The sequence below is a fragment of the Floridaenema flaviceps BLCC-F50 genome, assembly GCF_041929275.2.
In the GTDB taxonomy this organism is placed as follows: Bacteria; Cyanobacteriota; Cyanobacteriia; order Cyanobacteriales; family Aerosakkonemataceae; genus Floridanema; species Floridanema flaviceps.
The window spans coordinates 2,480,264-2,506,309 of the sequence record NZ_JBHFNR020000001.1 but is presented as its reverse complement, the minus strand read 5'-3'; the positions used below and the strand labels follow the sequence as shown (position 1 = coordinate 2,506,309).

The window sequence follows — 26,046 nt, the reverse complement described above, 5'->3', positions numbered from 1 at the left end:
CTTTAGGAACCCACTGCCGTGAGCGGACGTGACTGCTGTCCTACTTTATCACGACGGGACATCACCATTGAAGTCAGAGAAGGCACTTCTTGATGACAACTGCTGCAAAACCAATAAATACCTTGATGGCGAATGTGACGCAGCAGTGAACTGCCACAAAATGGACAAGAGTTACTGCGGTTATTCATTGTATTTGCCTCTCTTCAAAAATTTTGTAAATTAAATCGCTGGATAAATAAACTGGATGAAATGAAATTGAGTAAATGAAACCGACCATTCTTTGTGATCTTCTTGCTAAATTAGTTGCTCATTGGTCGCTTCATAACTTAACTCACCGCCTAGATAAACTTTTTTAAAAATTGCTGCAAATTCTTAGTTGACTGTTCTAGGAAAGGACTATTTTACCTATTAACAAAAGTGTATTTTTATACCTGGTTTTTATTACCTTTAACTATCTCAAAGGGAGATTTGTTTAATAGGAACAATTTCCTCTCCTTGTTTGCTCACCGCTCGATCAACACCTGAGAATTTGATTACTTTTATAGTTTAAAGAGTCCAATTATGGAATCCATCTATCTTTAGGATAATTTAAAATTTTCTGATCCTTTACGTAAAATCTCTTAATATGATATGATTTAAATTGATCCCCATACATTTTTATGTATGTTTACTTATGACAAAATGCGTTTTTTTGCACCACAGTTAATGGTATTTACTTATTCAGGCGATCGCTACACTCAAAGATATAGGTATGTTTACGCATCTGCTTCTTTTGGCGGATACTAGTAAAGTTACTAATACTATGTTATCTAAAATTTCCAGCCTTAGTGACCTTGACAGAACAGGAGGTTTATTATAACTAAACAACTGCTTCATCTATAACTAAGGTGGCAGTCTAGCAGCTACAGCAATAACAATACTTGCACCTAAAGAAAGATTAGTTTAGTAGTTAAGAAAAATTATCTATAATTTTTGCCTGAAAAACCTTGATATAAAGGATTTTTAGCAAAAGTTGTGTCTGTATAATAACGATAAAATTTGTTACCTGGATAATGATGCAAGATGTGGGTTAAAAACAATAATTCTGCTGTAGGCACAGAGGCATTCCTACAGCAGAATATGAAGAAATATAGACTTTAATATACTCAGCTATCCCGAAATCATTTCATCCCTGGGGGAAGACCGGGCAGAAGAACTGTCACTTGTCTTCCCTATTTCTAATATTCCCTTATTCCCGCAGAAGTTAACACCGAAAGGAATTTGTCATAAAACTTTAAATTCTTTCTGAGAGGTAGAGGGCAGGGAAGCGGGGAAACAGGGAAGCAAAAAAACTTTGTAAGGGCGGGTTTTGTTGAAAGGTTGTCTGTGAAAAAGAAAAGTTACTTACTAAACCCGCCCCTACAACTCAAATCTTTCCTAGTCCCCAGTCCCCTATTAATATTCAGGAACGGAACGATCGACTTCGCGACTCCAAGCGGTGATGCCGCCTTTGACGTTAGTGCCTTCGATTCCAGCTGCTTTCAAAATACCCAAAGCTTTTGCCGATCGCCCACCCATTTTACAATGAGCTATTAAGCGATGACCGTTGAGTAATTCTTTCACTTTCTCCACACCGGGACCACTTTCAATTTCTGGCAAAGGCACTAAAACTGAACCAGGAATTTTAGCGATATCGTATTCATTGGGGTTGCGAACATCAATCAAAACGAAGTCATCAGCACCACTATCTAGCAGTTGCTTTAATTCTTTGACAGTCATTTCTGACATTTCCATCTGCTGTTTCGCCTCCTCTGCTTTAGCTTGGGTAATCCCGCAGAATTGTTCGTAGTCTATCAGTTTTTCAATTACTGGACGAATCGGATTTGGGCGCAGTTTCAACTCGCGGAATTTCATTTCCAATGCGTTGAACAGCAACAATCTTCCATTTAAGGTTGTACCTTTGCCGATGATAATTTTGATAGTTTCTGTGGCTTGAATTACGCCAATAATTCCGGGTAAAATCCCTAAAACGCCGCCTTCTGCACAGGAGGGAACCATTCCTGGCGGTGGGGGTTCGGGGTACAAATCACGGTAGTTTGGGCCACCTTCATAGTTAAATACGGTAGCTTGTCCTTCAAAGCGGAAGATGGAACCGTAAACGTTTGGTTTATCCAACAATACACAAGCATCGTTAACTAAATAGCGGGTGGGGAAGTTATCTGTTCCATCCACCACAATGTCGTAAGGTTTAACGATGTCTAGGGCATTTTCGGCGCTAATGCGAGTTTCGTATAAATCAACCTGACAGTTGGGGTTAATTTCTAAAATCCGGTTTTTGGCGGATTCAATTTTGGGTTTTCCTACCCAAGAGGTGCCGTGAATGACTTGGCGTTGTAAGTTGGAACTATCGACTATATCAAAGTCAACTATTCCCAGTCTGCCAATTCCCGCTGCTGCTAGGTACAACAGTAATGGGGAACCTAGTCCACCTGTCCCGATGCAGAGGACGCTGGCAGCTTTTAGGCGTTTTTGCCCTTCTAGCCCTACCTCCGGTAAAATCAGGTGTCGGGAATATCTTTCGTATTCTTCTTTGGATAATTGGACTTGATCCAAATTAGGATTGAGCATGGCAATCTTTATAGCAAAAAGCAGATCTAAGATCTTATCAAAAAAGTATCCTTCGTGTCCTAATTCGCTATCGCGAATCGCTGCGCTACCGTGTCTTCGTGGTTTTTACATTTTGTCTTAAACGTTGGTGAAAAGTTCCTCTTCCTGAAACTGATGCGCTTCGTCTAAACACCAACTTCTCACTTCATGAGCTTTCCCTTTTGACACGGAGACTATTATATAAGAGTACACTGCCCAAGCGATCGCACGATCCATTTCCGAAGGAATCGCCCGATGGTCTGGGTGCGAATGGTAAAATCCTACAATCTGCAATTGTCGATCGCGTGCTGCCTTTTGTGCTTTGATGATGTCTAGTGGTGCGATCGCAAATGTCCTCTCTTTCCCCCTAACTCCTCCACTCGCCGGAAACTCTGCCCATTTCTCTTCTTCCCAAGCGTTTAGTGTCTCCCAAACTTCCACTACTGTTTTCTCTCCATCTCCTATTTTTCCTAATACGATCCCGCAACATTCTTCGGGATAAGTTCTTTCGGCGTGGGTGCAAATCGTTTGTAGATGTTCGGCAGGAATTTTAATCATTAAATTGGCAAAATTTATGTTGTTTTTGGGCTGTTTCCTGATATTATTATATTAGGTTTTGATTCTCATATAATCGGAGATTTGCCAAAATAAAAAAATTACAACCATCCCATTATTCTAAAATATACCACCTAGCGCAAACCAAAGGTGTATCCCCAGTAACAAAATTGGGTCGTCACAAAAAATTAACAAAACTTTAATGAACAGTTTTAACACCGAGATAAAGTTCGCCTACTTTGGGGTCATTTAAGAGATCGGAGCCGGGGCCTGTGAAGCGATCGCGTCCTGCCTCCAAGACATAACCGCGATGTGCCATTTCCAAAGCTTTGCGGGCGTTTTGTTCTACGAGGACGATCGCAGTTCCGCCGCTATTAATTTGGCGAATTTGCTCAAAAACATTATTAACCAAAATGGGAGACAAAGCCGCCGAAGGTTCATCTAATAACAGCAAACTGGGTTGTAACATTAAAGCCCTACCCATTGCCAACATTTGCCTTTGTCCCCCGGAAAGAGTTCCCGCCCGTTGGCGGCGACGGTCAGCTAAAGCGGGGAAAGTTGCGTAAATTTTATCTTTTAATGGTTGCAGGGAGTCATTGCGAATAAAAGCCCCCATTTCCAAATTTTCTTCGACTGTTAAAGTAGGGAAAACATTAGCAATTTGGGGTACATAACACATTCCCCGTTGCACAATTTGATCTGATTTTAACCCGCCAATGTTTTCGCCTTTAAAGGTAATTTTTCCTTGGTGGGGAGTGAGTAACCCAAAAATAGTTTTGGCTAATGTAGATTTTCCGGCACCATTGGGTCCGATGACTGCGACTAATTCGCCGGGGTATATTTTAAAGTTGACTCCTTGCAGGATGTCTAGGTCTTTGACATATCCTGCGTAGACATTTTCTACTTCTAATAATGGGTTACTCATTCGATTTTAGATTTTAGATTTTAGATTTTGGATTGACCTGTTAGAGATTTTGGCTTTCAGGTACTTATTTTGATTGGTAAACCTAATTAATTCGGAAAATGCAGGATTTGTAAGGAATCCCAGTCCCTAATCCCTAGTCAAGAGTCAAGAGTCCCCAAACTTACGGTGTTTTTTGTAGTTCTGGGCGTTCTTCGGGAACAATGGCACCTTCTACTGGGCATACTTGCAGGCAGATACCACAATCAATGCAGGTGGTAAAGTCTATCCAATACCAATCTGTGCCTTTGGCGTTTTTGCCTGGGCCTTCATGGATGCAAGCTACGGGACAAGCGTCTACGCAGTCAGCAACGCCTTCGCAGGTATTCGTAACAATTGTGTGTGGCATTCTCTCTCTTGTAAATTCGACAGACGAGTTTGTTTAGCAGTTTTTGGTTAAACTAACAATTAAGAATTGTAATGCTTTTTGGGTTAGAGTGTTTCTAGAGTTGGGGAACCGGACTCTTTTACCCAAGCAATTTTGGGGATGCAGCGACGGCGGGCATATTCCCGAATTTCTTCTGCGTCACGTCCTCCTAAGTCTAATTCTACTCTGACTAATTCGGCTGAGGAGCGCAAACTGTGGGCGTAAGCGAAAGCAGAGGCAAAAGCTGCGGGTGTTTGGGCAACGACTAAGTATTCGCTAGTGGGTGTTTCTGCGGGTAACTGTCCGGTGGGGAGTAAAACTTGGTATAACTCTTCAATATTTAAGGAAAAACCAATACCGGGAACGCTGTTTCCTTGGGGATGGTAGAGGGTTAAAAGTCGATCGTAACGTCCTCCTTGTCCCAAAATATGTTTTCCGGTATCTGTTTCGCCGACGACTTCAAATACTATGCCTGTGTAATAGTTGAATGTTTGAATTAAGCTCAAGTCGAGTGTGACTTGGCAAGTAAGGTTTGTTTGTCCAGCTAAGTTAGGCAAACCTTGTTCTAGTAAGTCTATTAGGGATTTAAGGTTATTAAGTGCTTCTTCTCCAGCAGGGTCTAGTTTTAAGTTGGCGACTTTTTGCAGGACATCAGCTGGTTTTCCCCGTAAGTCGAGTAACATCAGGGCGTGTTCTTTGAGCTCATCAGATAGGGGGAGATTTTCTAAGGTTACACGATCGAGATGTGCGATCGCTCGTCTGACTTTCTCCTGCAACTTACCCGGAAAAGGTGCCAACAAACTACGAGTAAGTCCTGCCTCACCCAATACCAAATGCCAACCACTCAACCCTAACTGAAACAAACATTCTGCCAGCAACAGTAAAATTTCCCCATCTGCCAGCAACCCGCCTGCGCCAATTAATTCTACTCCCGCTTGGTAGAATTCTTGCTGTCCGCTGTAGCTACCTTTCTCTGCCCTTCTAAAAACATTAGCGTTGTAATAGAGTCGCTGGGGATAACTGACTCCTGCCATGCGAGTAACTGCTGTTCTGGCAATACTAGCAGTTAATTCCGGGCGCAGTCCCAAACTTTCTTCTTCGGTTCCCGCTTGCAATTGTAATACTGTGGAGCGGTTGATGGCACCACCTGCCATTAAAGTATCCAACCGCTCTATTGTGGAGGTAATAATCCGATGATACCCGCAACGATGATAAACCTGCTGTAAGCGGTTTTCAATCCATTGTTTTTGAGTAACGTCGAGGGGCAATAAATCCCTTGCCCCCGCAGGTGGTTGATGTACCATTACTTCTTCTTCCCACCAAACAAACCAAATAAACCGCCGCTAGCCTTTGTTTCAGGCTTTTTAGTTGCTGCTGCTGTACGCACACCAGTACGTTTCTCGATTAAATCGATGCGTTTTTTCACTTCTATTGCTGTTGGCTCTTCGGGATTAAATTGTAAGGCGCTTTCTAAATGAATTTTCGCCATTTTCAACTGCTCTTGATTTAAGTAAGCCATTGCCATTAAAGCATGAACGCGACTACTTTTCGGCTCCATCTTCATCGCATCTCTCAATTCTAAGATCGCTTTGGCGGGATAGTTCTTTTCGATATACTCTTGAGCACGACGGCAGTAGGTTTCGGCAGGAGAAGGTTCTACTTTAGCAGGTTTCTTTTCCGCTACTGGGGTTGGGGGTACTTTACCTGGTGTGGCTGCGGCTGGGTTAGTTTTTGCTGGTGTGGTGACAGCAGGAGTTGCTACTTTAGTAACTTCCGCAGGCTTACTGGCATTTTGACCTTGGCTAGACTTCCGTACTAAGTAAACTAAATTCAATTCACTGATTTGGGCTGTATTTTGCAGAATTTGGTCTATTGATTCATATTGTTTTTCAATTAGTTTATTCAATGCACTTTTATACTCATGTTCCAAGTTAGTGGATTTGTATAGCTGTTTGGCTAGTTCACTTTGCAGGTCTATTTTTTCTCTTTCTTGGACTAGGCGTTTTCCCATCCGGGTTAGCAGTACGTTATGTTCGGCACGACTTTGATCGTTAAACAGTTGTTGATAAGCTGGACTGACTAATTTAGCGAAGAACTGACTGGCTTGTTGTTTGCTGGCTTCGCTGTCAGCTGTGCAGCTGTCTGGATGCAGGCGACGGGAAATTTTTAGATATCTTTTTCTGACTTCGTTAGCTGTAGCATCCAATGGTACGCCTAAAACTGCGTGATGGTCTGTGCAGTCAAACTTGAATAATCCTTGTTCAATATTAAGTGCCATAATTTACTGTTCCAGAATTTTGTTCTATACATCTAGTGTACTTCGTAACATCAAAGGATGTAATATCTCTGATGTTATTTTTATTAGGTGTAAATTAAACATTTGTTGTTAAGTGTTTTCCCCAATCTGACAAGGGATGCACTTGCATAAGTTCGGTGATTAGACTGTTGTGAATACAACCGTTTGTTGCTAAAATTCTTCCTGAATTTATCTGTAAAGGACTGCCATCATAAGCAGTTACTTTGCCTCCGGCTTCTTCTACTAGTACTATCCCAGCGGTAATATCCCAAGGAGAAAGACCTCTTTCCCAGTATCCATCTAAGCGTCCACAAGCTACATGAGCCAAATCTAGGGAAGCCGATCCACTACGGCGCACGCCTTGGGTAATATGGGTCAGGTGACAAAATTCGGCGTAATTGTTGTCATTTGTCTGCTGGCGATCGTAAGCAAAACCTGTTACTAATAAACTTTTACTTAGTTCTGATGTTTGTGAAACTCTGATGGGACGACGGTTGCGAGTTGCTCCTAAACCTTTGGCGGCACGAAATAGTTCATTATGAAAAGGATCAAAAATTGCGCCTACTTGAGGAATTCCTGCAATTAAAAGTCCAATTGATGAGGAGAAAAAGGGATATTGATGGGCAAAGTTAGTTGTCCCATCCAAAGGATCGATCGCCCATAAATACTTGTTTTCTTGTTCTCCTAACTGTCCTGATTCTTCTGCTAAAATTGCGTGGTCAGGAAAGTGGCGATGTAAAATTTCCAAAATTACGGCTTCGGCTGCTTTATCTGCGGCTGTTAATAAGTCTCCCGGACGACCTTTTTCTTCTACTGTTTCTAAGTTACCAAAATAGGATTGTAAGAGGGCACCCGCAGCAAGAGCGGCTTCTGTGGCAATATCGAGAAAGGTTTGTAGCTGTTCTGGGGTTGGAGAACTCATCTTTAATTTAAGTGAAGTTAGGACTCGATAATTATTAAGAAAAATATACAACCTTGGATAGAAGTATCCCCTATCAACCCGCTAATGGGCAAGTAGTTTTGAGCAAAAACTTTTGCCTGTGCTGATTAATGCAGGTTCGGCTTCCGATCGTCAGGAAATCAAGGGAATTTTGAGTCGTTAATTATCTGTACTGTTGCCGAAATTGTTCTGGAGGTAGACGCAAGGCTTGATCTGGACTCCAAATGCCTAATCCCATGACTCTAGCGTACTCTTGAGCGCGTTCTAGGCGCTGATCGTACTTACGGTTAAGCGATCGGGGTCGAAATAAAGCCCAACCTTCTCTGAGTAATTCTTCATTCAATAGCTTACCATCTTGCCAGATATATGCTAATTGTCGATCGAATTGGTCTTTTGGTTCCAAGTCAGATTCCAGCAATACAGGTTTGTCGCCAATCATTTCCTGTAATCTATCTCTAGCGGTTTCTCCCCAAGGTCTTTGGCGTAAGTCTGGTGCTGATACGCCAATCAGTTGCACCCGTAAAGCTGAATCAGTTTGTTTTTGCGGATCGATTACTTCTAAGGTTTGTCCGCTGACAATCCGTTCTACTTTCAATGTTACTCCTTGGGGAGTACTATTGGACTGGCAACCCCCCAAGAGTAGTAAACAGCAAACAGTCACCAGGCTAAAGAAATAGGCAGTGTTAGTCTTCATCCAAAGGCAAACCGACTTTAACTTTACCTTTTCCAAAATACCGACCAAATTGGAGTTCGTAAACTTCGTCCTCATCTTGTGTTTCCACTTCTAAGTCAGAACGAGCATAACTCACACATAAGAGAGCGTAACCTTGTTTCTGTAATTCTAGGGATAGTCCCATTGCTTCTGGTTGATAGATGTCGCCTTTAATCACCCGTACCGCGCAAGTGGTACAAGCGCCATTGCGACAGGAGAATGGTAATTCTACACCTTGGTTTTCGGCGCTGTGGAGGATGTAGCGATCGTCTGGAACTTCGATGGTATGATAGGTGTTCTGTTGGCGATCGTGAATCCGAATTTTATATAAGCGAGACATTGCAAACATTTGAGCGACATAATCTATCTTAAATTGAGCCAGAGAAGAATTGCTCTTCACAAAAAAACCGCTCGGAGGGATAGACTCTCTTTGTAATTTATGCTAAGATAGACAAGCTTGTGAATTAGGTGCGAAAAAAAACCAAAGCACAGCCTTGGAGAGGTGGCCGAGTGGTTGAAGGCGCAGCACTGGAAATGCTGTTTGGGGGCAACTTCAACGAGGGTTCGAATCCCTCCCTCTCCGTTCAGTCTGTAGGGTGCGTTAGGCGCAGGAATTTAATTATCGATTGAAATGCTCAATTGATTGCTCGTGCCTAACATCCCTGCACCTGCTGTATAGGGAAGATTAACTCGCTCGACATTTGAAAAGTTAAGGACTGAGTGAATTAACACTCAGTCCTTAATAGTAAAAGTTCAAATTTTTGCAAGTTTACTTATTTGCAGCAGGTTGAGTTGGGGGATTTTTGGGCTTTAAATTTTGGGCACTAATACCAATTACCCAAACTGTTACTAAGATCACACCAAGAATTTGGTAAAGTTGCAAATTTTCTTGGATAATCAAGAAAGCTAAGATGGTTGTTAAAGCAGGGCCACTAGCACTAACTACGGAAGCTAAAGCAGGGCCGATCAACGGGACACCCATGTTGGTGAACAGATAACCAGAAAGGGTGGTAGTAGCTAACACTAAGGTACCAATTAATAAGCTAGTCCACATCGTCGGCTTAACTTGATATCCAAAAAATGGGAGGACGCTCGCAGATAAAAACAAAATTGTGGTAAAGTTAACCACACTAAAGGGAATTGGGTGCATCCGACTGACTTTAATCAACACAATGTACACGGCAAAAACCAGACCAGAACAAATAGCTGTTGTTACTCCCAAACCAACATTACCTTTCGCCCCGGCGGTGAAGCTAGGAATAGTGAGGAAACCTCCTATGTAAATAGAAATTGTTGCCAAAACTAGTAAAAATGTTGGTTTGTCGCGGAAGATAAGCCAAGACAGCAAAATGGTAATTGTCGGATAAACAAAGAAAATTGTTGTTGCTACTCCTGTGGGGATATTTCCTAAAGCAATATAGATAAAAAATTGGGATAGGAACAGAAAAAAACCACTCACAATCACGCTTAAGAGTCTACCAAACTGACTTTTCTGCCCCAGATGTTTGATATCTCGCCATGTATTGTTATAAAACAATGGTGCGACGACAAAAGCCATGATGGGCGCGACTAGGATCATTCGCAACAACAAAATGAATAAAGAGTTACCAGGGCTTGGAGTAATAAACCCACCAACTTTAAATAAGCCAAAGATATTTTGCTCCCTTAATAGCACCCTGACAACGATGTTTTGTAAGGAAAACATCAAAGAAGAAATTAAAACTAAAACCACTCCTAATTTAAAATTTGTCGCTTGGGGAGATGGTGTCGTAGGAGTAGCTGGGGCAGTTGGTGCTGGGTCAACTGCGGGTGGTTGCTGTTGCTGACTACTACGACCGGGCAAAGCCGTTGAACGACGACCAGGTGTAACTCTGGGTACAGAAGAAGTTCTCTCTGGTCGGTAGGTTTCCTGAAGTTGCAGCCGAATGCGAGTTACTAGGGCCTCTAAAATAGCTTCCCCTTGCTGTTCTAAGGTTTGCATCCGACCTAACTGTTGGGAGAAGTTACTTTGATAACTGTCGATCTCTTGTTGTAGAGCCCTTAAAGTGGAACTTAACGTAGAATTTAGGGCAGCAAGTAGCTGGTAAGAGTTTTCGTCTTGGTTGTCACTTGACCCGGAAGCATTAGCTGCTAAAAAATTAAGTTGCTGTTGTCTTAACTCTTCTTGCAGCCCAGTAGCCAATATCTGAGCCAGCTGCTGCGTCCAAACTCGCTGTTGTGCGGTCTGCTGTTGATAGTCCGATCGCATCTGCTCCATCTCAGTATTTAAGCTAGACCTCTCACTTTGTAGCTTCTGGACTTCCTGCTGCAACTCCTGTAATAGACTTTGTTTAATGTCTTGCAGTTGCTCTGTCAACACCCTCAGAAATTCTTCTGCGGTTTGCGGGTTGTCTTCACCCTGAGTTTGCCTTTGGTTTTCCAATTGCGCCATTAGCTTCTAACCTCTTGCCAATTGGCTATAAAATAACATTTATCTGTCTTCCCCTAGAAGACCCCCGTCACACCCTAACGGTTCTCATATCTCAAATTGATGAGTTACTGAGCAAGGCAACTATGTTAGTTGTAGGATTTTAGTTTTAAAAATAATGATGTGCTAACAGAAAAAAAACCGATCTAATTTTCTGTTTTCGGAAAAGCCAATCAGACTTTTCCCTGAAGGCTAGAGGATTTTTCGTATTAAGAGAAATCTGCAAATTCTCTAGTTATATTAAAATTAGTTGGCATAAGTACGGGTACAAATAAAATCAATAAGCTAAGATCAGAAGTAATACGTAAGTATCACTTTAAGTAAAAATACTGCTGCTGAGTAATTGGAGAATAGTTACTGTATGAAGACGTTTAACTCAGACAATTACAGATCGGTATCTCAGAAGCCTGAACAGCTGTTCGGGAGGAAAACAGTCTCGTCAACCTCACGGAATCAATCATTAACTTACATTAATGTTTTGGAAGCAATAGTAATAGAAGAGGTGGAACGAAAAATAGAGAAACTGCCACCCCATCTTGCCAAATACATCAATCCAGCGCAAGTGGTTGCTTATGCACTAAATCGTCTGCCTTCACTGTATGCTACTAGCGAGGAGGGATGGCGTAGGCAGCAGCTTAAAGCAAGAACTGAACTGAAAAACCAGATTATCATGGCAGTACGTCAAGGTTTTGCTGCTGTGCAAAAAGATCCTTTGAAAGTGACAACTCCCTTAAAAAGGCGTGGCAACTTGGATATTGCTTCGGATAATTTAGAAGGTAATCATCGCACTGGGGAAAAAAAATACTTATTGCGGTAGAAGATGGGCAACCGATTTTTGCAACAATAGTTGTTTAACATTTCATGAAAAACTGTTTGTTTCAATCTAAAGATATTATGACTACTCTCTGTCTAGATAATAATTAATATAAAAATTTGTTGATAGAGAATTGACTGGTGTCGGAAAAATAGGTTAAGATGCGAGCCAAGAAATTTTGATAGATTGACTTAGTTAAAAGCCCCGATGAATTTTTAGATTAGGGGTGTCAGGGTGTTAGTTGTGTAAAGTTTGATTGCACATCAAAATTCTCACGTTACTCTGTTGAGCATTTCCTAATTTAAGTGTTTTCCGATGAAAAGAATCACAAGTAAGAGCTTGGTTTATCGTAATGCGATTGAACCAATGGTAGTACAGGAAGTGGAGCATCAGTTACAACAGTTACCACCAAAGATGCTCAAATATATCGATCCAATACAAGTTGTAGCTTATGCCCTAAATCGGTTGCCTGCATTATACGCTACCAGTGAAGAGGGTTGGCATTGGCAACAAGAACGGGCGAAAACTAAACTGAAAGAGCAAATTACTACAGCTGTGCGTCAAGCATTAGTAGCAGTACAAGCTGATCCGCTGAAAGTTTCCACTCCTTTGAAAGGAGGAGAAGTTGAGCCAACCAGGCGTTATATGCAAGATAGTCAGTTTTTTTGACAGACAAGGAAATATGAAAAAGTATGGGTAGATTATCGGATTCTCAGACTGGAACTCCGATCGCCTAAATGAGCAAAATCTAATTCCTCTCCTGCTTCTAAAGCGGCTCTAATTGCCATTTTATCTGCTTCGACGTGGATTTTTTGAAATTTTTGCGGTAAATCAGTTGGAGAAATAGCATCATCTAAAATTAAAGGTTGTTTACCACCACTTTTGGTTAAAGATAATTTATAACGCGCAGTTTCCACTGTTTTTAATTTATTGACTTCAAAAAACCATTTAAGTCTTTCTTTGAGCATAGCCGCTTTTTTTTCATCACTAGCAGCTAATTTGGCTAATCTTTGGGCTTCTTTTTTCCTCACTTCTGCTTTGGCTTCCAATTCCGCAATTAAAGCGGCGTAGTTGTCTAATTTGCGATCGCGTTCTGACCCCAAATTTTCCAACCAACTAGTAATTAACTGTTCGCTTTCCACATCATCATCTTCTATCTCATCAAGTAAACTGCTTAACTCACTGATTTCATCAGAAATATTGAACAGAGTTCGCCGTTGTACTGGTGCGGTTGGTGGTGCTTTACTTTCCATCGATTTCTCTCCTTTGATGAGATCCAGAAGTCCGCCAGACGAGCAAGTATTATCATTATAATGAAATGAATACTACACTGGAAAAACACCAGCTTAATTTTCCTTGAAGTTACTATAGATTATGCAAAAATCCCCCAAATTTTTTCATTTAGTCTTGCTCTTATCTGTAAGTGCTTTGATTGCATCAGTGGCGCTCAATATAATTTTGTTTATAGCAGCGAGACATTATTACTTACTACTAAATCAAACTACCTTAGATCCGCTAGGTTTGGAATATATTAAAAGCAATTCTAGAGAAGTTGATGCGAGTAATGATTCTCAAACAAAAGTAATATTTTTTGGTGATTCGCGAGCGCAAGAATGGACATTACCCACAGAAATAAAGGGTTTTTCCGCTATAAATGGGGGGATTTCCGGTCAAACTTCTACTCAAGTATTGGGACGTTTTGAAAAACAAGTTGTACCCTTGCGTCCGCAAATTATACTTGTTCAAGTTGGGATTAACGATTTAAAAACAATTCCGTTGTTTCCCGATCGCCATTCCACCATAGTTGCCAATTGTAAAGCAAACATTCAGGAGATTGTCAAGCGATCGCGTTCTTTAGGTGCTACAGTTATCCTGACAACTATCATTCCGTCAGGAGAAATACCACTGGTGAGAAAACCATTTTGGTCTTCAGATATCGATCGGGCTGTTGTCGAGGTAAACTCTTACATATCTTCTTTGCCAGCGCCGAACGTGATAATTTTTGATAGCTATTCGCTTTTAAATCAAACCCAGAAAAATAATTACTACAAAGACACTTTACACTTAAATGAAAAAGGATATGAAATTTTAAATAAAGAACTAGCAAAAGTACTAACAAAACTTAAGTAAGGCAGGCAGGATGCCAGCCCCACAAAAAAGCTATAACTCTTGTGGTGCTGGCATCCTGCCCGCACCATCCTCATCTAACTATTATCACTTTATTTATTTGCACCAACTTAATACAATGAACATCAGTTACTATATCAAAATTTGCTAAATGTTCTGCCAAAATAGAGTTAACAAATTCTTCTTCTGTTTGACCTTCGGCAATAATATGTAAACGAATCATCTACTAGGTCTGCCTCCAATAACATTCTTATTCCATAGCTCAGACATTGATAAACAACACAATTTTGTATTAAACGAAAAATGGTTTTAGCAGTTGGATTATTGGAATTGGCAATATCAATTAATTTAGCCTCTTTGTGACCACCATCTAATGAATTCCACTCAGCTAAATCACCAAAACTTTTCCGATAAAAGCGATATTTTTCCTCGATCTTAGTATCAAGATTAAAGCGGTAGATTGAGATTTTATTTATAGTTAGTTTATAGGGTGCGTCAGACTTTGGCGATCGCTACGATCCTCTGACACACCCTACCCGGTTTGATTTAAGTTTAAACTTGAACCATACCACCAGCAGCTTGAAAACGAGCGCGAGCTTTTTTCAAAGCTTGGGTAGCCTGAATTTTTTCCTGACGATTTTCGCTATTTTGTACTTGATTAAAGCGTTCTTGAGCTTGGTTGTAGGCAGTCCGAGCTTTTTCTAGATCGATAGAATCGCTGCGTTCTGCGCCATTAACCAAAATCGTCACCTCATCATTTTCCACTTCGGCAAAACCGCCCATCAGAGCGATCGCCACCCAGTTTTTATCCGGGCGCACACGCATTACTCCCGTATCCAAAGCTGTCAAAAGTGGAGCGTGACCACTTAAAATACCGATTTGTCCAGTAGTGCTCGGCAGAATAATTTCGTCAGCTTCAGAATCCCAGACAGTTTTATCTGGTGCAATCACACGAACTTTTAAAGTCATTTCGATTTGCGATTTTAGATTTTAGAATTTCGATTTTGCCGATCGGGGCAGAGATAATTTTTCCCTGCCCTAGATCCTAATTACTTAGCTTTGAGTTTTTCGCCTTTTGCGATCGCTTCTTCGATGGTACCAACCATGTAGAAAGCTTGCTCCGGTAACTCATCCAACTCACCAGAAAGAATGCGTTGGAAACCCTTAATGGTATCTTCCAACTTCACATACTTACCAGGAGAACCAGTAAACACTTCTGCCACAAAGAAGGGTTGAGACAAGAAACGCTCAATCTTGCGTGCCCGTGCTACAGTCAAACGGTCATCTTCAGACAACTCATCCAAACCTAGAATCGCAATAATATCTTGCAATTCCTTGTAACGTTGTAGAGTTGATTGCACGGCACGAGCAGTTGTGTAATGCTCTTGACCGACAACACTAGGTTGCAACATAGTAGAAGTAGAATCCAGCGGATCTACAGCCGGATAAATCCCCTTAGATGCCAAACCACGAGATAATACCGTAGTCGCGTCCAAGTGAGCAAAGGTAGTTGCAGGTGCGGGATCGGTTAAGTCGTCTGCTGGTACGTAAACCGCTTGAATCGAAGTAATCGAACCTTCCTTAGTAGAAGTGATGCGTTCTTGCAACTCACCCATTTCCGTTGCCAGAGTTGGCTGATATCCTACCGCAGAAGGCATCCGTCCCAAAAGTGCCGACACTTCCGAACCAGCTTGCACAAACCGGAAGATATTATCAATGAACAGTAGCACGTCTTGCTTGTTCACATCCCGGAAGTATTCTGCCATAGTCAGAGCGCTCAAGCCCACCCGCATTCTAGCTCCTGGTGGCTCGTTCATCTGACCATATACCAGCGCTACCTTAGACTCGCCGATATTTTTTTCGTTAATAACGCCAGATTCTTTGAATTCATTGTAAAGGTCGTTACCTTCACGGGTGCGTTCGCCCACACCACCAAACACTGACACACCACCATGAGCTTTAGCGATGTTGTTAATCAGTTCTTGAATAATTACGGTTTTGCCTACACCTGCACCACCGAACAGACCAATTTTGCCACCCCGACGATAAGGTGCTAACAAGTCTACAACTTTGATGCCAGTTTCAAAAACCGAAGGAGAGGTTTCTAAGTCAACCAGCTTGGGTGCTTCCCGGTGAATAGGAGAAGTTTCTGTAGTATTTACAGGGCCTAAGTTGTCTACAGGTTCGCCCAATACGTTGAAAATGCGACCCAGAGTACCAGCACCAACGGGTACACTGATGGGAGCGCCAGTATCTACTGCTTCCATACCACGAATTAAACCGTCGGTAGTACTCATGGAAACAGCGCGTACTTGGTTGTCGCCCAACAACTGTTGTACTTCGCAAGTTACGGACACATCTTGTCCTGCTTCGTTCTTGCCTTCGATTTTCAAGGCGTTGTAAATTTGCGGCATTTTACCGCTGGGGAACTCAACGTCTACAACGGGACCAATAATTTGGGTAATCCGCCCGCTATTTGTCTTTTCTGTGGTGGCTACCATGCTTGCGCCTATCTCAATAAGGGAATTGTCTTAACATTTAGCAATGCCATTCTTTAGCGTACCACTGAACGCGATCGATCCTGGCTAAAAAAATCAGTCGTGTCTACCTCTGGGTAAACACGACATCTTTATGGATATTTGTCTGATTTAGATATTAGATGTGTCTGTTGAATTAACCTAGCTTTGCCTTTTGCCGCTGCTTCAGCGAGACGCTACCAAGCCAGCAATTCCTAGCAAACTTAACACCGAACTGGGTTCTGGAACCGAAGTTTTTGGGCCCGATGATGGTAGGGAAGCGGCACCCCAGATCAGAGAGTTTAGTCCAGTCACGTTTTGTTTTAAAGTACCTGTTCCTGTGGTTAAATCGATCGCTATTTGTTTTCGGTCAGATGTATAGCCGAATAAACTTCCTTCGTCATCAAAAGCCAAGCCATAGACTTCTAAGAAACCAATCTTACCAATCTTGGTAGCAGCACCGTTGAGATCGATCGACCATAAACTATCGCTACCCTGTTCGCCTGATGTAGCTAAAAATCTGTTAGCTTGCCGATCGTAAACTAAATCACCACTGCTATTGAAACCTGCGATACTAGCCACCAGAGATGCAGCACCCGTAGCCAGATTAATTTTATAGAAACCTGAATCGCCAGTCCCGTAGAGTTCGTTACTAGTATTAAATCCTAAACCATTCATAAAAAACCCAAGGGAACCGATGTTAGAAGATACCCCAGAATTTTTCTCGATACTGTATAAATTATTGTCAGTGACACCGAAAAGATTTCCTTCATTAGATAAAGCTATATCAGTGAATGCGGGGCCTGTGCCGTTTCCAATCTGGGTAAACACTCCCGTAGATTGATCTACAGTTCCCACTTGTCCCCTACTGGTGGAAACATAAAACGACCCTGCTTCAGCTATATTTGATGAACCAAAAAAAACTGCGGTTCCTACAACAATTGTTGATAAATGTTTTAGTGCAGTCATAGATTTTGCCACCGTATATTTCCGTACTGACCACATCAAAGTTCGCGATCGGGAAGATCCAGGGAAGGAGGATCGCCCCAAAAAACACCCCAACCAAATCATCCCCATAAAAAAATAGCCGCGCTTTCTCCAGGGAAAACACGGATTCTACTTTAATTAGTTTGACAGGTTTGTTGCAACTGTTAGCCTAAACCTTCTGATGATGAATTGGTTTAGGTTATTGGATTATGCCTTTACTGTTGCTTTCTGTTGCTGTTTGCGCTTGAGCATCGAACCTGCACCTAGACTACCTAACACCAACAAGCCTAAAGTAGAAGCAGGTTCAGGAACACTCGCCGTCTCAGAAATATTTATCTGATAAGAGCCGTTGCTTCCACCACCAGTCCAGCCGCTCAGGGGAGAAGCACCTCCTGATCCTGTGGGTGTTTGCACACCAGACCAATTATCTGTGAAGATGCTTCCTCCTCTGGAAACCGGGTCGTTATTATATCCTGAAATACCTAGATAATATAGACCTTGTGACAATGTTGTTGCAATCCGAGATCCACCTCCAATAGAAATATCGTCATCGTTAGCAATTACACCTCGCCCTTCAGAATTAAACAAAAATAGCTGAGTGTCAAAGGATGCACTTGCTGTAGCAGAAAATGCCCCACCGTTCCACAAGAAGCTAAAAAGATCGGCGTTACTATTTTGATAATTACCAAGAATCTGCGTAATTCCTCCACCAACATTTTGGGCAGTATCTAAAGTCTGACCTGCATCACCAGATTCCCTAAAAGTAGCAGCCTGAGCTGAACCAACTACTCCCAAAGCAACAACTGCTGCACCTGCGGTAGCCATAGATAACTTTTTCATCATAGTTGAAATAGCCATTTTTTCAATTTCTCCAAACGAGTAAAGGTTGACAGTGGTGATAATCTAGAAGGCCGATGCGTGATAACTTTTGTATTGGTAGAAACTACCCATCAATATTTTTAAAACTTTCTTATTGTGGTAGCGTTGCACTCATCTGAATTCATCACTAAAAACAGATTGCCATACCCCTACAAGCAGTGTCATCCTTTTCAGCTAATCTTTATTGAAAAAATATACAGCAGATTAAGTATTGACGTTTATAAAGGAATCATAATTCGCATAAAACTCTTCTGTATTAAGAGTTTCCAGCTTTATCACTCACAATAAACACTTGTAATTTTTCTATGAAATATACATTTATACAGTTGATTTTTAAATAAATGATTGGTATTATTCCCCTTTTTAAATGAGAATTTATTGTGGGCTAAAAGCCGGAATATTTTTGAGAGTATTCACTGATTATATAGGAATTAATCTGAAATTATACTGAGAATTTTAACCAAATTTTTCCGGGAAAGTATGTAGTCAATTTGTAAAATTAATTTGGTCAGCTTTGAAGTTGGCAAGTCCTACGTAATTATCCCAATTTAAACCAATAGCAATAAAAAAATAGCCGTACTTTCCCAGGAAAGATACGGTGCATCTTAGTTGACATTGATGAAAACTGATGATTAGTCAAGCTCTAACTTAATGAGCTTTCTGAGTCCGATAACGGAAAACAGAGTAAATACCTAACGCAGACAGAGCAATTATAGTTCCAGGCTCAGGAACACTTTGCTGTGTTGGTGGCGTAAAAGCTGTAATTTTACCGTACAAGGATGCTGTAGCAATAGAACCTTCTGGAGAGTTAAACTCACTGACGATCGTCCGACCACCATCCGAAGAAAAACCAACTAACTCCAGAGTATAATCTACACCATCGTAGTTAAAAGTTTCATTGGAGAGCCCAGCAGTAGAAAAACGTAGCCTGTCACCATCCAGAACCGCATTGCCAGTAACATTCGGCGTGTTAAAGATATTGAACAAGAAGTTAAAATCCCTGCTACTGCTGAAAGGATTGGTCAAAGATAGAGATAAGTTTAGAGGAAAGTCACCATTGAAAGCATCCCAGGTAGAGCCATTGCGGTAACTGAAATTGCCGATATTAAACAGAGTATCTACTTCGGCGTTAAAACTTACATTGTCATATTGAACGTAATTATTGAATGGTGTACAACCCCCCCCACATGAATCTATCCGCCCCCAAGAAAGACGATTGTTTGTCCCACCATTTTGACTTGAAATAACAGTACTTCCAGAAGGATTAGCAGGCAATCCCCATTCACCAGAGGAACTGCCAGAGAAGGTAATTGCTTGAGCTTGGCTAGCTAACGTTAATGATACTGTAGCAGCTAACAATCCAGCAGAACAAGCAGCGACTCTATATAAAATTCGATGAATTTATCACTGACATTCAGCAGTTTTTTAGTTGTTTCTGTTATAATTCCCGTCAGTTTGGGGAATTAATGGCTAAGTAAATATACTATTTCTAGCTTAATTATCAGTTTGGTTGGTGTGTTCAAGAGTGGGACAAACTAGGCAATGAAAGATTTGCTTGTTAAGTTTACTTTTGGCGATCGATCTCTTGCTCTACTTTTGCACAAAACCGGATTATAACAGGAATGGTGCGTCATGTTGCATTAACGCACCCTACAGTCAGCTACCAAGAGCGTAAAGCCCTTAATTGCGGAGTTTTTTTCAATTGATGGGCTTCCATGCGATCGCATTTAGATAGCATAATCAAATTAAGAATAGATTAAGAGTTACTTGGTAAGCCCAGATAGTAGATGCTATAGGCGAAACTTTTGTCAGCCAAGTTCTAGAACGGTTTCAGCCAGCGTGTCAGATCCAAAATATAATGAATAAATTATTCATATTCATACCTGAAAACTGATTTGGAGGAGCAATGAAAGCAATTAAAGTTATGGCTACTATCAATGAAGAGGGGCAAATTACTTTAGATCGCCCTATTATCACAGATAAAAATAGTCGCGTTGAAGTAATTGTCCTAATTCCTGAAGCAGAAGAAATAAATGAGGACGATCGATCCAAAGAAGAAATTTTAGCAGATTTCCGTCAAGCTTGGCAGGAAGCAATGACCGGACAAACTATTCCAGTCGCCCAACTTTGGGAAGGTATTGATGATGTCTGATCTACCTTTTATTCAAGTTGAATTTGCACCAACATTCAAGCGTAATTTACGCAACCTTGCCAAAAAATATCGCAGTATTCGTAACGATATACAACCCGTAATCGAACAACTTGAACAGGGGGAATTGCCAGGAGATAAAATATCTGGGATTGGTTATGAAGTCTTTAAACTGAGAGTCAGAAATAGCGACATTCAAAAGGGTAAAAGTGGTGGTTATCGTCTGATTTATTATGTCAAAACAGCAAAAGGTATAGTTCTGCTGACTATTTATACCAAATCTGAACAAGTAGATATTGCAGCAGATGAAATTACGAACATTATTTCCGAGTATGAACAGCGTGTCGTTGAAGATGAATAAAATAAGTAATTTAGTTGAAATATTGGCAGATTCACTCATCCAAGTCAATCTGATTAACTACATCCAAAGGTATGTCTAACGCTTCTGCAATTTGCTCGTCGCTTAAGCCAAAATTACGTAATTTCTCTATTGTTTCAATCTTAGTTTGATTCTGGGTTTGTTGCTGAAAATTAGTAGTTTCACAATCACTTTTTTCTGAAATGGGAATCGAGGGAACAGGGCAACTTTTGATGGAGCCTATATTTACAGCGTTTTTATTGCGAGTGTTTTTATTACCAAAAGTTATATTTACATTTATTTGCCGTTCTAACACAGATTCAAGATTACTTTTATTAACTTTTTCTCCTAAGACCTCAGATAACATTTGCAAAAGTTCGTGGCTGGATTTTTTAACGTGCTGGGCGCTATAACCATAAGTTTCAGAAACATCAGCATACTTTTGACCATTTAGTATCCCTGTGATAATCCTCCGTTGCAAGTCATTTAAATGTTTGTTTGTTTTGGCATAGACAGCTTCATCAACAAATTGCAATAATTGAGGAATGTCCATAGGTGGATAGATTGAGTAACTATGGTTACTATAACCAACTTTTTCCCACTTTTTGCAACTTTTTTTTCCGGTTGGCATTTCAAACTTTGAGAAAGATCCAACTTTTTCCAACTTTTTGGGCTTTTCAGTTGTTGAATAGCAATGTAAAATTTGCAGTTAATTGGCTCAAACGCCTACCAAATAATGAAATAAAGTGCTCTTAACAAGGGTGCAAATTTTTATTGAGGTATATTATGGAGCAGACCTTATTAGTTGTTGGAGCAGTTTTGATTTTTATTGGCATCGTGGGGGGCAATTTTAAGATGCTTGGTGCTGAGGTAACAACAAAGATTTCAAACCCATATTTGCGCGGGATAGCAATTTTATTGGGACTTGCTCTTCTCCTAATAGCAATGGGAGACCGTAACCCTTTTGCCAATTCATTTAAGCGTGTAGAAATGACTAGGTTGGAAGATACAGACTTTTATGGTGGTGATCTTGCTAACTTCCCAGTAGAAAATGCTGATGAATGTTCAAAGAGATGTGAAAAAAATACAAGTTGTGTTGCGTACACATATGACAAGCGTAGTGATGCGCCTGGTATTAAAGGGTCTTACTGCTATCTAAAGGATAAGATAAGTTCTGCAAATGCCAACACCTGTTGTACATCTGGAAAAAAGTTATTAAAGTAGTAAGACTAGCTGTATAAGTCCATGATTTTATTATATTGAGTTACTCAAAATAAGGAAAATGCCGCCAGATTTAAAGCATTTTACAACGCCTGAATTTTGGGAATGTTAACGCCCTGCTTTCTTCTTGAGATATGATAGAGACGACTTCTAGAAAGTTTTTGTATTTAAATGAGTATCAGTCTCACTGCTGAACAAGAACGTTTTATTCAAAGTAAGCTGCAAGCTGGGAAATACCGATCGGCTCAAGAAATCCTAGAAATTGCCTTGCGATTGTTGGATGAATACGATCGCGCCGATACCGCCTGGACTGAAGATGTGCGAGAAAAAATTGATGCCGCAATCTCAGTTTCAGATCAAACACCACCCATTGACGGCGAAACTTTTGTCAGCCAAGTTCTAGAACGGTTCCAACAAGCACGTCAGACACAAAAATGAGCCGCTACGTTATCAACATTCTCGCTAGCGAAGATCTTAGCGCGATCGCTGACTATTTTGCGGAAAACAATCTAGAAGCAGGGGAGCGATTTTTCCGGGAATTTAACCGCAAGTGTCAACAACTTGTTGCTTTCCCAAATAGCGGGAAAAGCTACGCACAAATTCGTCCAGACCTTCGCGGATTGTCCCTTGAAGGTTATATTGTTTTTTACAGAGTCCTGAGTGATGGTATTGAGATTTTGCGAGTTGTGAGTGGTCGTCGTAACTTTTCGTCTCTTTTTGAAGAGTCAAACTAAATCGCGTTTAGGTCGCATGATAGACTGAAGAATAATTATATTCGAGCAATCAAATCAGAGGAAGTTGAACTGTAATAGCAGATTTAACTACTTACACTTGTATGCAAAACTGAAGTATAAGACCATATAGCATTTGGCCCAACTTTGAGAACCATAGCTTCGGGAGTAAACATTTCCCAATATGGTAAACCAGAATCATCTTCAATTTCTGGGATAAGTATCAATTCATATCCATTAGAAAAACCCATATTAAAACCTAACTCTGGAGTAGGGACAAACCAACTAATATGATTGTTCTCGATCGCTCTAATTTTCTCTCTAATATTTTCCGCATCTTCTTCAGAATTAGCGATCGTTTCCCCTTCTGATTTAAGTTGCCAAGGAGTTCCTCTCGTACCTACTATCCACTCACCTTTTTCTTTACCAGCCATCGATTTTTGTGAGTAAGGAATCTTCGCGCCAATATGAAGGCTTAATTCATCTCCATAAGTTAGGGTTGCTTTCCAGCAGATTTGCAAAAAAACCTTCATTGTAATCTCTGCTATTTCCCTTATATCTGTTAATTTGGTTACTTCACGAACTAAATTAGGAGTCATAATTCTAATTGTAACTAGCTAAATTATACCTAAAAATTCACGCGCTTTCTGTTGTAATTCTTGGTAAGTAAAATCACCACGTTCATTTTTGGTTCCTACATTGCCTGCGGCTTTTTCTTCTTCGATAAAATCTCCAAAATCTCTTCTTTCTGATTCATTCATATTGAACTCTCTGGCAACTGCTTCCACTTGCTGAATGTCTTTTTTCTTACCCACTTTAGTAAAATTCGCTAAATTTTAGATAATTATTCTGCCTTTCTTCCCTTGGAGCCTTCTGCCTTGGAGCCCTGGAGCCTTTCTGCAAAAAGACGGCAAATACAACTATTTAATTACGGTTCGCACCAATCGCGGAATGGGTGGAATTGCTTAAAGTATTGATTAGTGGCAGCACCAAGCAGCTACGAAAAAACCTCCCGAAAGGCAACCGTCCTTTAAAGGTTCGGAAACCTCGCCTTCATAATCACCCCGATCGCCGCTGAGTATAGAAAAGAGTTCTGTGTTGTGCAGAACAATATACAAGTTGAACAAAGTTGGTGAAAGGGCTCGGTTGGTGCAGTTAGCAGTGCTGTCTTGCTCTCGATTTAACTAATCAATCGAGCCTAGTAAATTTTGTAGTTAGATTGGAAACCGAACACTCTTATGGCAAAAGTTGTTGGAATTGACTTAGGTACGACTAACTCCTGTGTGGCTGTAATGGAAGGTGGTAAACCCACAGTCATCGCCAACGCAGAGGGTTTTCGGACTACACCTTCGGTTGTAGCTTATGCTAAAAATGGCGATCGCTTAGTCGGACAAATCGCCAAGCGCCAAGCGGTAATGAACCCAGAAAATACGTTCTATTCCGTGAAGCGCTTTATTGGACGTAAATTTGAAGAAATTACTCACGAAGCTACAGAAGTTTCCTATAAAGTCCTGCGCGATGGCAACGGAAACGTTAAATTAGATTGTCCTGCACAAGGCAAACAGTTTGCACCCGAAGAAATCTCCGCACAAGTTCTTCGCAAGCTGGTAGATGACGCTAGCAAATATCTGGGTGAAACAGTTACTCAAGCTGTAATTACCGTACCTGCTTACTTTAACGACTCCCAACGTCAAGCGACTAAAGACGCTGGTAAGATTGCAGGGATTGAAGTTCTGCGGATCATCAACGAACCTACCGCTGCATCCTTAGCTTACGGTTTGGATAAGAAAGCTAACGAAACCATTCTGGTATTTGACTTGGGTGGTGGTACTTTCGACGTTTCCATCCTAGAAATTGGCGATGGTGTGTTTGAAGTGTTGGCGACTTCTGGTGATACTCACCTGGGTGGCGACGACTTCGACAAGAAAATCGTTGATTATTTAGCGGAAGCATTCCGCAAAGATGAAGGTATCGATCTTCGCAAAGACAAGCAAGCTTTGCAACGTCTGACAGAAGCAGCAGAAAAGGCGAAAATTGAATTGTCCAGCGTGACTCAAGCGGAAATCAACCTGCCTTTCATCACTGCGACTCAAGATGGCCCGAAACACTTAGAAATGACGTTAACACGGGCGAAATTTGAGGAACTTTGCTCTGATTTGATCGATCGCAGCCGCATTCCAGTAGAAACTGCAATTCGCGATGCCAAGATTGACAAATCTGCGATCGATGAAGTAGTGCTAGTTGGTGGTTCTACTCGTATCCCCGCTGTGCAAGAAGTGGTGAGACGGTTGTTGGGTAAAGAACCTAACCAAAGCGTTAACCCTGATGAAGTAGTAGCAGTTGGTGCAGCGATTCAAGCTGGTGTACTTTCAGGCGATGCTGGTGCTTCCGGTATCTTGTTGCTAGACGTAACTCCGCTGTCTCTGGGTGTGGAAACTCTTGGTGGTGTAATGACCAAGATTATCACTCGCAACACTACTATTCCTACCAAGAAGTCGGAAGTGTTCTCCACTGCGGTTGATGGACAAACTAACGTAGAAATTCACGTTCTCCAAGGGGAACGGGAAATGTCCAACGACAACAAGAGTCTGGGTACTTTCCGCTTAGATGGTATTCCGCCAGCGCCTCGTGGTGTTCCCCAAATCGAAGTTATTTTCGACATCGATGCTAACGGTATCTTGAACGTAACTGCGAAGGATAAAGGTACTGGTAAAGCTCAATCGATCAGCATCACTGGCGCTTCTACTTTACCGAAAGATGAAGTAGAAAAGATGGTGAAACAAGCTGAACAAAATGCTTCTGCTGATAAGGAACGTCGTGAGAAGATCGATCGCAAAAACCAAGCCGATTCTTTAGCATACCAAGCTGAAAAACAACTTGGAGAATTGGGTGACAAAGTACCCGCTGCTGACAAGTCTAAACTGGAAGGTTTAATTAAAGACTTGAAAGATGCAGTTGCGAAAGAAGACGACGAACAAATCAAGAAATTGATGCCAGAAGTACAACAAACTCTGTACAGCATCGGTAGCAATATCTATCAGCAAGCTGGTGGTGCTGCTCCTAGTGGCGACGGTACTGGTGCTGCTCCTGGTGGCGATAGTTCTACCGGAACTTCCGGCGGTGGCGATGATGTAATCGACGCTGAATTTTCGGAAACTAAGTAAGGTGGTAGTGGGTAGTAGGTAGTTGGTAATGGGAAATTACCACTATCTATTACTTAACTAATAAAAAAAAGGTTGATAATGGTAGCTAAAATGCTCGTTATCAACCTTTTTGCTTTGCGGTCAGATTTTATAGCACCAAAGAAAGATGATCAGTTGTAAAATTTAAAAATACAGATT

At 41.2% G+C, this 26,046-nt stretch carries 31 protein-coding genes and 1 tRNA gene; 11 read left to right on the top strand and 21 right to left on the bottom strand.

Annotated elements, in window-relative coordinates; genetic code table 11:
- Positions 1–2: 2 nt before the first annotated feature.
- The gene (locus ACE1CI_RS12020) at positions 3–188 is read right to left on the bottom strand and encodes a hypothetical protein (RefSeq protein WP_413261806.1); all 186 of its coding nucleotides are present in this window, start codon (positions 186–188) and stop codon (positions 3–5) included.
- Between the two features lie 475 nt (positions 189–663).
- On the opposite strand from ACE1CI_RS12020, the gene ACE1CI_RS12015 reads away from it, so the two are divergent.
- Entirely contained in the window at positions 664–786 is a 123-nt protein-coding gene (locus tag ACE1CI_RS12015) for a hypothetical protein (RefSeq protein ID WP_413261805.1), read from the top strand.
- A gap of 648 nt (positions 787–1,434) precedes the next feature.
- Here ACE1CI_RS12015 and moeB read toward each other — a convergent pair.
- The 9 genes from moeB to ACE1CI_RS11970 all read right to left on the bottom strand — a co-directional run bounded on the left by moeB (position 1,435) and on the right by ACE1CI_RS11970 (position 8,796).
- The gene (gene moeB, locus ACE1CI_RS12010; RefSeq protein ID WP_413261804.1) at positions 1,435–2,607 is read right to left on the bottom strand and encodes a molybdopterin-synthase adenylyltransferase MoeB; all 1,173 of its coding nucleotides are present in this window, start codon (positions 2,605–2,607) and stop codon (positions 1,435–1,437) included.
- 117 nt (positions 2,608–2,724) lie between these two features.
- On the bottom strand, positions 2,725–3,183 hold the full coding sequence (locus ACE1CI_RS12005; RefSeq protein WP_413261803.1) for a M67 family metallopeptidase: 459 nt from the start codon (positions 3,181–3,183) through the stop codon (positions 2,725–2,727).
- A gap of 196 nt (positions 3,184–3,379) precedes the next feature.
- Positions 3,380–4,105 (bottom strand): ABC transporter ATP-binding protein, encoded by a 726-nt coding sequence (locus ACE1CI_RS12000; protein ID WP_413261802.1) that lies wholly within the window; start codon positions 4,103–4,105, stop codon positions 3,380–3,382.
- 160 nt (positions 4,106–4,265) lie between these two features.
- Complete coding sequence (locus tag ACE1CI_RS11995; RefSeq protein ID WP_413261801.1) at positions 4,266–4,490, bottom strand: ferredoxin family protein; 225 nt, start codon at positions 4,488–4,490, stop codon at positions 4,266–4,268.
- Positions 4,491–4,573: 83 nt separating this feature from the next.
- The gene (locus ACE1CI_RS11990) at positions 4,574–5,812 is read right to left on the bottom strand and encodes an ATP phosphoribosyltransferase regulatory subunit (protein ID WP_413261800.1); all 1,239 of its coding nucleotides are present in this window, start codon (positions 5,810–5,812) and stop codon (positions 4,574–4,576) included.
- A complete protein-coding gene (locus tag ACE1CI_RS11985) occupies positions 5,812–6,786 on the bottom strand; it encodes a DnaJ domain-containing protein (protein ID WP_413261799.1) in 975 nt (324 codons plus the stop codon). The genes ACE1CI_RS11990 and ACE1CI_RS11985 overlap by 1 nt, the downstream gene beginning before the upstream one ends.
- 94 nt (positions 6,787–6,880) lie before the next feature.
- Positions 6,881–7,726, bottom strand: a complete 846-nt coding sequence (locus tag ACE1CI_RS11980) for an inositol monophosphatase family protein (RefSeq protein ID WP_413261798.1) — start codon at positions 7,724–7,726, stop codon at positions 6,881–6,883.
- 181 nt (positions 7,727–7,907) lie between these two features.
- On the bottom strand, positions 7,908–8,438 hold the full coding sequence (locus ACE1CI_RS11975) for a thermonuclease family protein (RefSeq protein ID WP_496615426.1): 531 nt from the start codon (positions 8,436–8,438) through the stop codon (positions 7,908–7,910).
- A complete protein-coding gene (locus tag ACE1CI_RS11970; protein ID WP_413261811.1) occupies positions 8,428–8,796 on the bottom strand; it encodes a 2Fe-2S iron-sulfur cluster-binding protein in 369 nt (122 codons plus the stop codon). Before ACE1CI_RS11970 ends, ACE1CI_RS11975 begins: the two co-directional genes overlap by 11 nt.
- Positions 8,797–8,952: 156 nt before the next feature.
- Between ACE1CI_RS11970 and ACE1CI_RS11965 the strand changes: the two genes are divergently transcribed.
- A tRNA-Ser gene (locus tag ACE1CI_RS11965) sits at positions 8,953–9,039 on the top strand.
- 186 nt (positions 9,040–9,225) lie between these two features.
- Here ACE1CI_RS11965 and ACE1CI_RS11960 read toward each other — a convergent pair.
- Positions 9,226–10,887 (bottom strand): EamA family transporter, encoded by a 1,662-nt coding sequence (locus tag ACE1CI_RS11960; protein WP_496615425.1) that lies wholly within the window; start codon positions 10,885–10,887, stop codon positions 9,226–9,228.
- Positions 10,888–11,401: 514 nt separating this feature from the next.
- Between ACE1CI_RS11960 and ACE1CI_RS11955 the strand changes: the two genes are divergently transcribed.
- The gene (locus ACE1CI_RS11955) at positions 11,402–11,740 is read left to right on the top strand and encodes a late competence development ComFB family protein (protein WP_496615424.1); all 339 of its coding nucleotides are present in this window, start codon (positions 11,402–11,404) and stop codon (positions 11,738–11,740) included.
- Between the two features lie 312 nt (positions 11,741–12,052).
- The gene (locus tag ACE1CI_RS11950; protein WP_413261794.1) at positions 12,053–12,406 is read left to right on the top strand and encodes a late competence development ComFB family protein; all 354 of its coding nucleotides are present in this window, start codon (positions 12,053–12,055) and stop codon (positions 12,404–12,406) included.
- Between the two features lie 32 nt (positions 12,407–12,438).
- Here the strand turns inward: ACE1CI_RS11950 and ACE1CI_RS11945 are convergent, their stop codons facing one another.
- Positions 12,439–12,990 (bottom strand): siphovirus Gp157 family protein, encoded by a 552-nt coding sequence (locus ACE1CI_RS11945; RefSeq protein ID WP_413261793.1) that lies wholly within the window; start codon positions 12,988–12,990, stop codon positions 12,439–12,441.
- Between the two features lie 154 nt (positions 12,991–13,144).
- Here ACE1CI_RS11945 and ACE1CI_RS11940 point away from each other — a divergent pair, with 154 nt between their 5' ends.
- The gene (locus tag ACE1CI_RS11940) at positions 13,145–13,867 is read left to right on the top strand and encodes an SGNH/GDSL hydrolase family protein (RefSeq protein WP_413261792.1); all 723 of its coding nucleotides are present in this window, start codon (positions 13,145–13,147) and stop codon (positions 13,865–13,867) included.
- A gap of 70 nt (positions 13,868–13,937) precedes the next feature.
- Here the strand turns inward: ACE1CI_RS11940 and ACE1CI_RS11935 are convergent, their stop codons facing one another.
- From ACE1CI_RS11935 to ACE1CI_RS11910, 6 genes are all read right to left on the bottom strand, one after another.
- Positions 13,938–14,087: a hypothetical protein gene (locus ACE1CI_RS11935; RefSeq protein ID WP_413261791.1), complete on the bottom strand. Its 150-nt coding sequence runs from the start codon at positions 14,085–14,087 to the stop codon at positions 13,938–13,940.
- A gap of 329 nt (positions 14,088–14,416) precedes the next feature.
- Positions 14,417–14,833: an ATP synthase F1 subunit epsilon gene (gene atpC / locus ACE1CI_RS11930; protein WP_413261790.1), complete on the bottom strand. Its 417-nt coding sequence runs from the start codon at positions 14,831–14,833 to the stop codon at positions 14,417–14,419.
- Between the two features lie 80 nt (positions 14,834–14,913).
- Entirely contained in the window at positions 14,914–16,365 is a 1,452-nt protein-coding gene (gene atpD, locus ACE1CI_RS11925) for a F0F1 ATP synthase subunit beta (RefSeq protein ID WP_413261789.1), read from the bottom strand.
- 201 nt (positions 16,366–16,566) lie between these two features.
- Positions 16,567–17,349 carry an NHL repeat-containing protein gene (locus tag ACE1CI_RS11920; RefSeq protein WP_496615423.1) on the bottom strand — a complete coding sequence of 261 codons (783 nt, stop codon included), beginning with the start codon at positions 17,347–17,349 and terminating at the stop codon, positions 16,567–16,569.
- A 225-nt stretch (positions 17,350–17,574) separates the two neighbouring features.
- Positions 17,575–18,225: a DVUA0089 family protein gene (locus ACE1CI_RS11915; protein WP_413261787.1), complete on the bottom strand. Its 651-nt coding sequence runs from the start codon at positions 18,223–18,225 to the stop codon at positions 17,575–17,577.
- A gap of 669 nt (positions 18,226–18,894) precedes the next feature.
- A complete protein-coding gene (locus ACE1CI_RS11910) occupies positions 18,895–19,605 on the bottom strand; it encodes a choice-of-anchor K domain-containing protein (protein ID WP_413261786.1) in 711 nt (236 codons plus the stop codon).
- A 547-nt stretch (positions 19,606–20,152) separates the two neighbouring features.
- Between ACE1CI_RS11910 and ACE1CI_RS11905 the strand changes: the two genes are divergently transcribed.
- Together ACE1CI_RS11905 and ACE1CI_RS11900 are read left to right on the top strand one after the other, a co-directional pair.
- Complete coding sequence (locus tag ACE1CI_RS11905) at positions 20,153–20,398, top strand: type II toxin-antitoxin system RelN family antitoxin (protein ID WP_413261785.1); 246 nt, start codon at positions 20,153–20,155, stop codon at positions 20,396–20,398.
- The gene (locus tag ACE1CI_RS11900; protein WP_459563989.1) at positions 20,391–20,756 is read left to right on the top strand and encodes a type II toxin-antitoxin system RelE/ParE family toxin; all 366 of its coding nucleotides are present in this window, start codon (positions 20,391–20,393) and stop codon (positions 20,754–20,756) included. Before ACE1CI_RS11905 ends, ACE1CI_RS11900 begins: the two co-directional genes overlap by 8 nt.
- Before the next feature lie 31 nt (positions 20,757–20,787).
- Here the strand turns inward: ACE1CI_RS11900 and ACE1CI_RS11895 are convergent, their stop codons facing one another.
- Entirely contained in the window at positions 20,788–21,306 is a 519-nt protein-coding gene (locus ACE1CI_RS11895) for a helix-turn-helix domain-containing protein (protein WP_413261810.1), read from the bottom strand.
- Positions 21,307–21,539: 233 nt separating this feature from the next.
- On the opposite strand from ACE1CI_RS11895, the gene ACE1CI_RS11890 reads away from it, so the two are divergent.
- The 3 genes from ACE1CI_RS11890 (at position 21,540) to ACE1CI_RS11880 (ending at position 22,708) form a co-directional block, all read left to right on the top strand.
- A complete protein-coding gene (locus ACE1CI_RS11890; RefSeq protein ID WP_413261783.1) occupies positions 21,540–21,977 on the top strand; it encodes a PAN/Apple domain-containing protein in 438 nt (145 codons plus the stop codon).
- Between the two features lie 168 nt (positions 21,978–22,145).
- Positions 22,146–22,412, top strand: coding sequence for a ribbon-helix-helix domain-containing protein (locus ACE1CI_RS11885; protein WP_413256851.1), 267 nt, complete (start codon positions 22,146–22,148; stop codon positions 22,410–22,412).
- Positions 22,409–22,708 carry a type II toxin-antitoxin system RelE/ParE family toxin gene (locus tag ACE1CI_RS11880; protein WP_413261782.1) on the top strand — a complete coding sequence of 100 codons (300 nt, stop codon included), beginning with the start codon at positions 22,409–22,411 and terminating at the stop codon, positions 22,706–22,708. The genes ACE1CI_RS11885 and ACE1CI_RS11880 overlap by 4 nt, the downstream gene beginning before the upstream one ends.
- Before the next feature lie 83 nt (positions 22,709–22,791).
- On the opposite strand, the gene ACE1CI_RS11875 is transcribed toward ACE1CI_RS11880, so the two are convergent.
- Together ACE1CI_RS11875 and ACE1CI_RS11870 are read right to left on the bottom strand one after the other, a co-directional pair.
- Positions 22,792–23,304 carry a hypothetical protein gene (locus ACE1CI_RS11875; protein WP_413261781.1) on the bottom strand — a complete coding sequence of 171 codons (513 nt, stop codon included), beginning with the start codon at positions 23,302–23,304 and terminating at the stop codon, positions 22,792–22,794.
- Positions 23,305–23,322: 18 nt separating this feature from the next.
- Positions 23,323–23,520, bottom strand: a complete 198-nt coding sequence (locus ACE1CI_RS11870) for a hypothetical protein (RefSeq protein ID WP_413261780.1) — start codon at positions 23,518–23,520, stop codon at positions 23,323–23,325.
- Between the two features lie 423 nt (positions 23,521–23,943).
- On the opposite strand from ACE1CI_RS11870, the gene dnaK reads away from it, so the two are divergent.
- The gene (gene dnaK, locus ACE1CI_RS11865; protein WP_413261779.1) at positions 23,944–25,869 is read left to right on the top strand and encodes a molecular chaperone DnaK; all 1,926 of its coding nucleotides are present in this window, start codon (positions 23,944–23,946) and stop codon (positions 25,867–25,869) included.
- Positions 25,870–26,046: the final 177 nt, after the last annotated feature.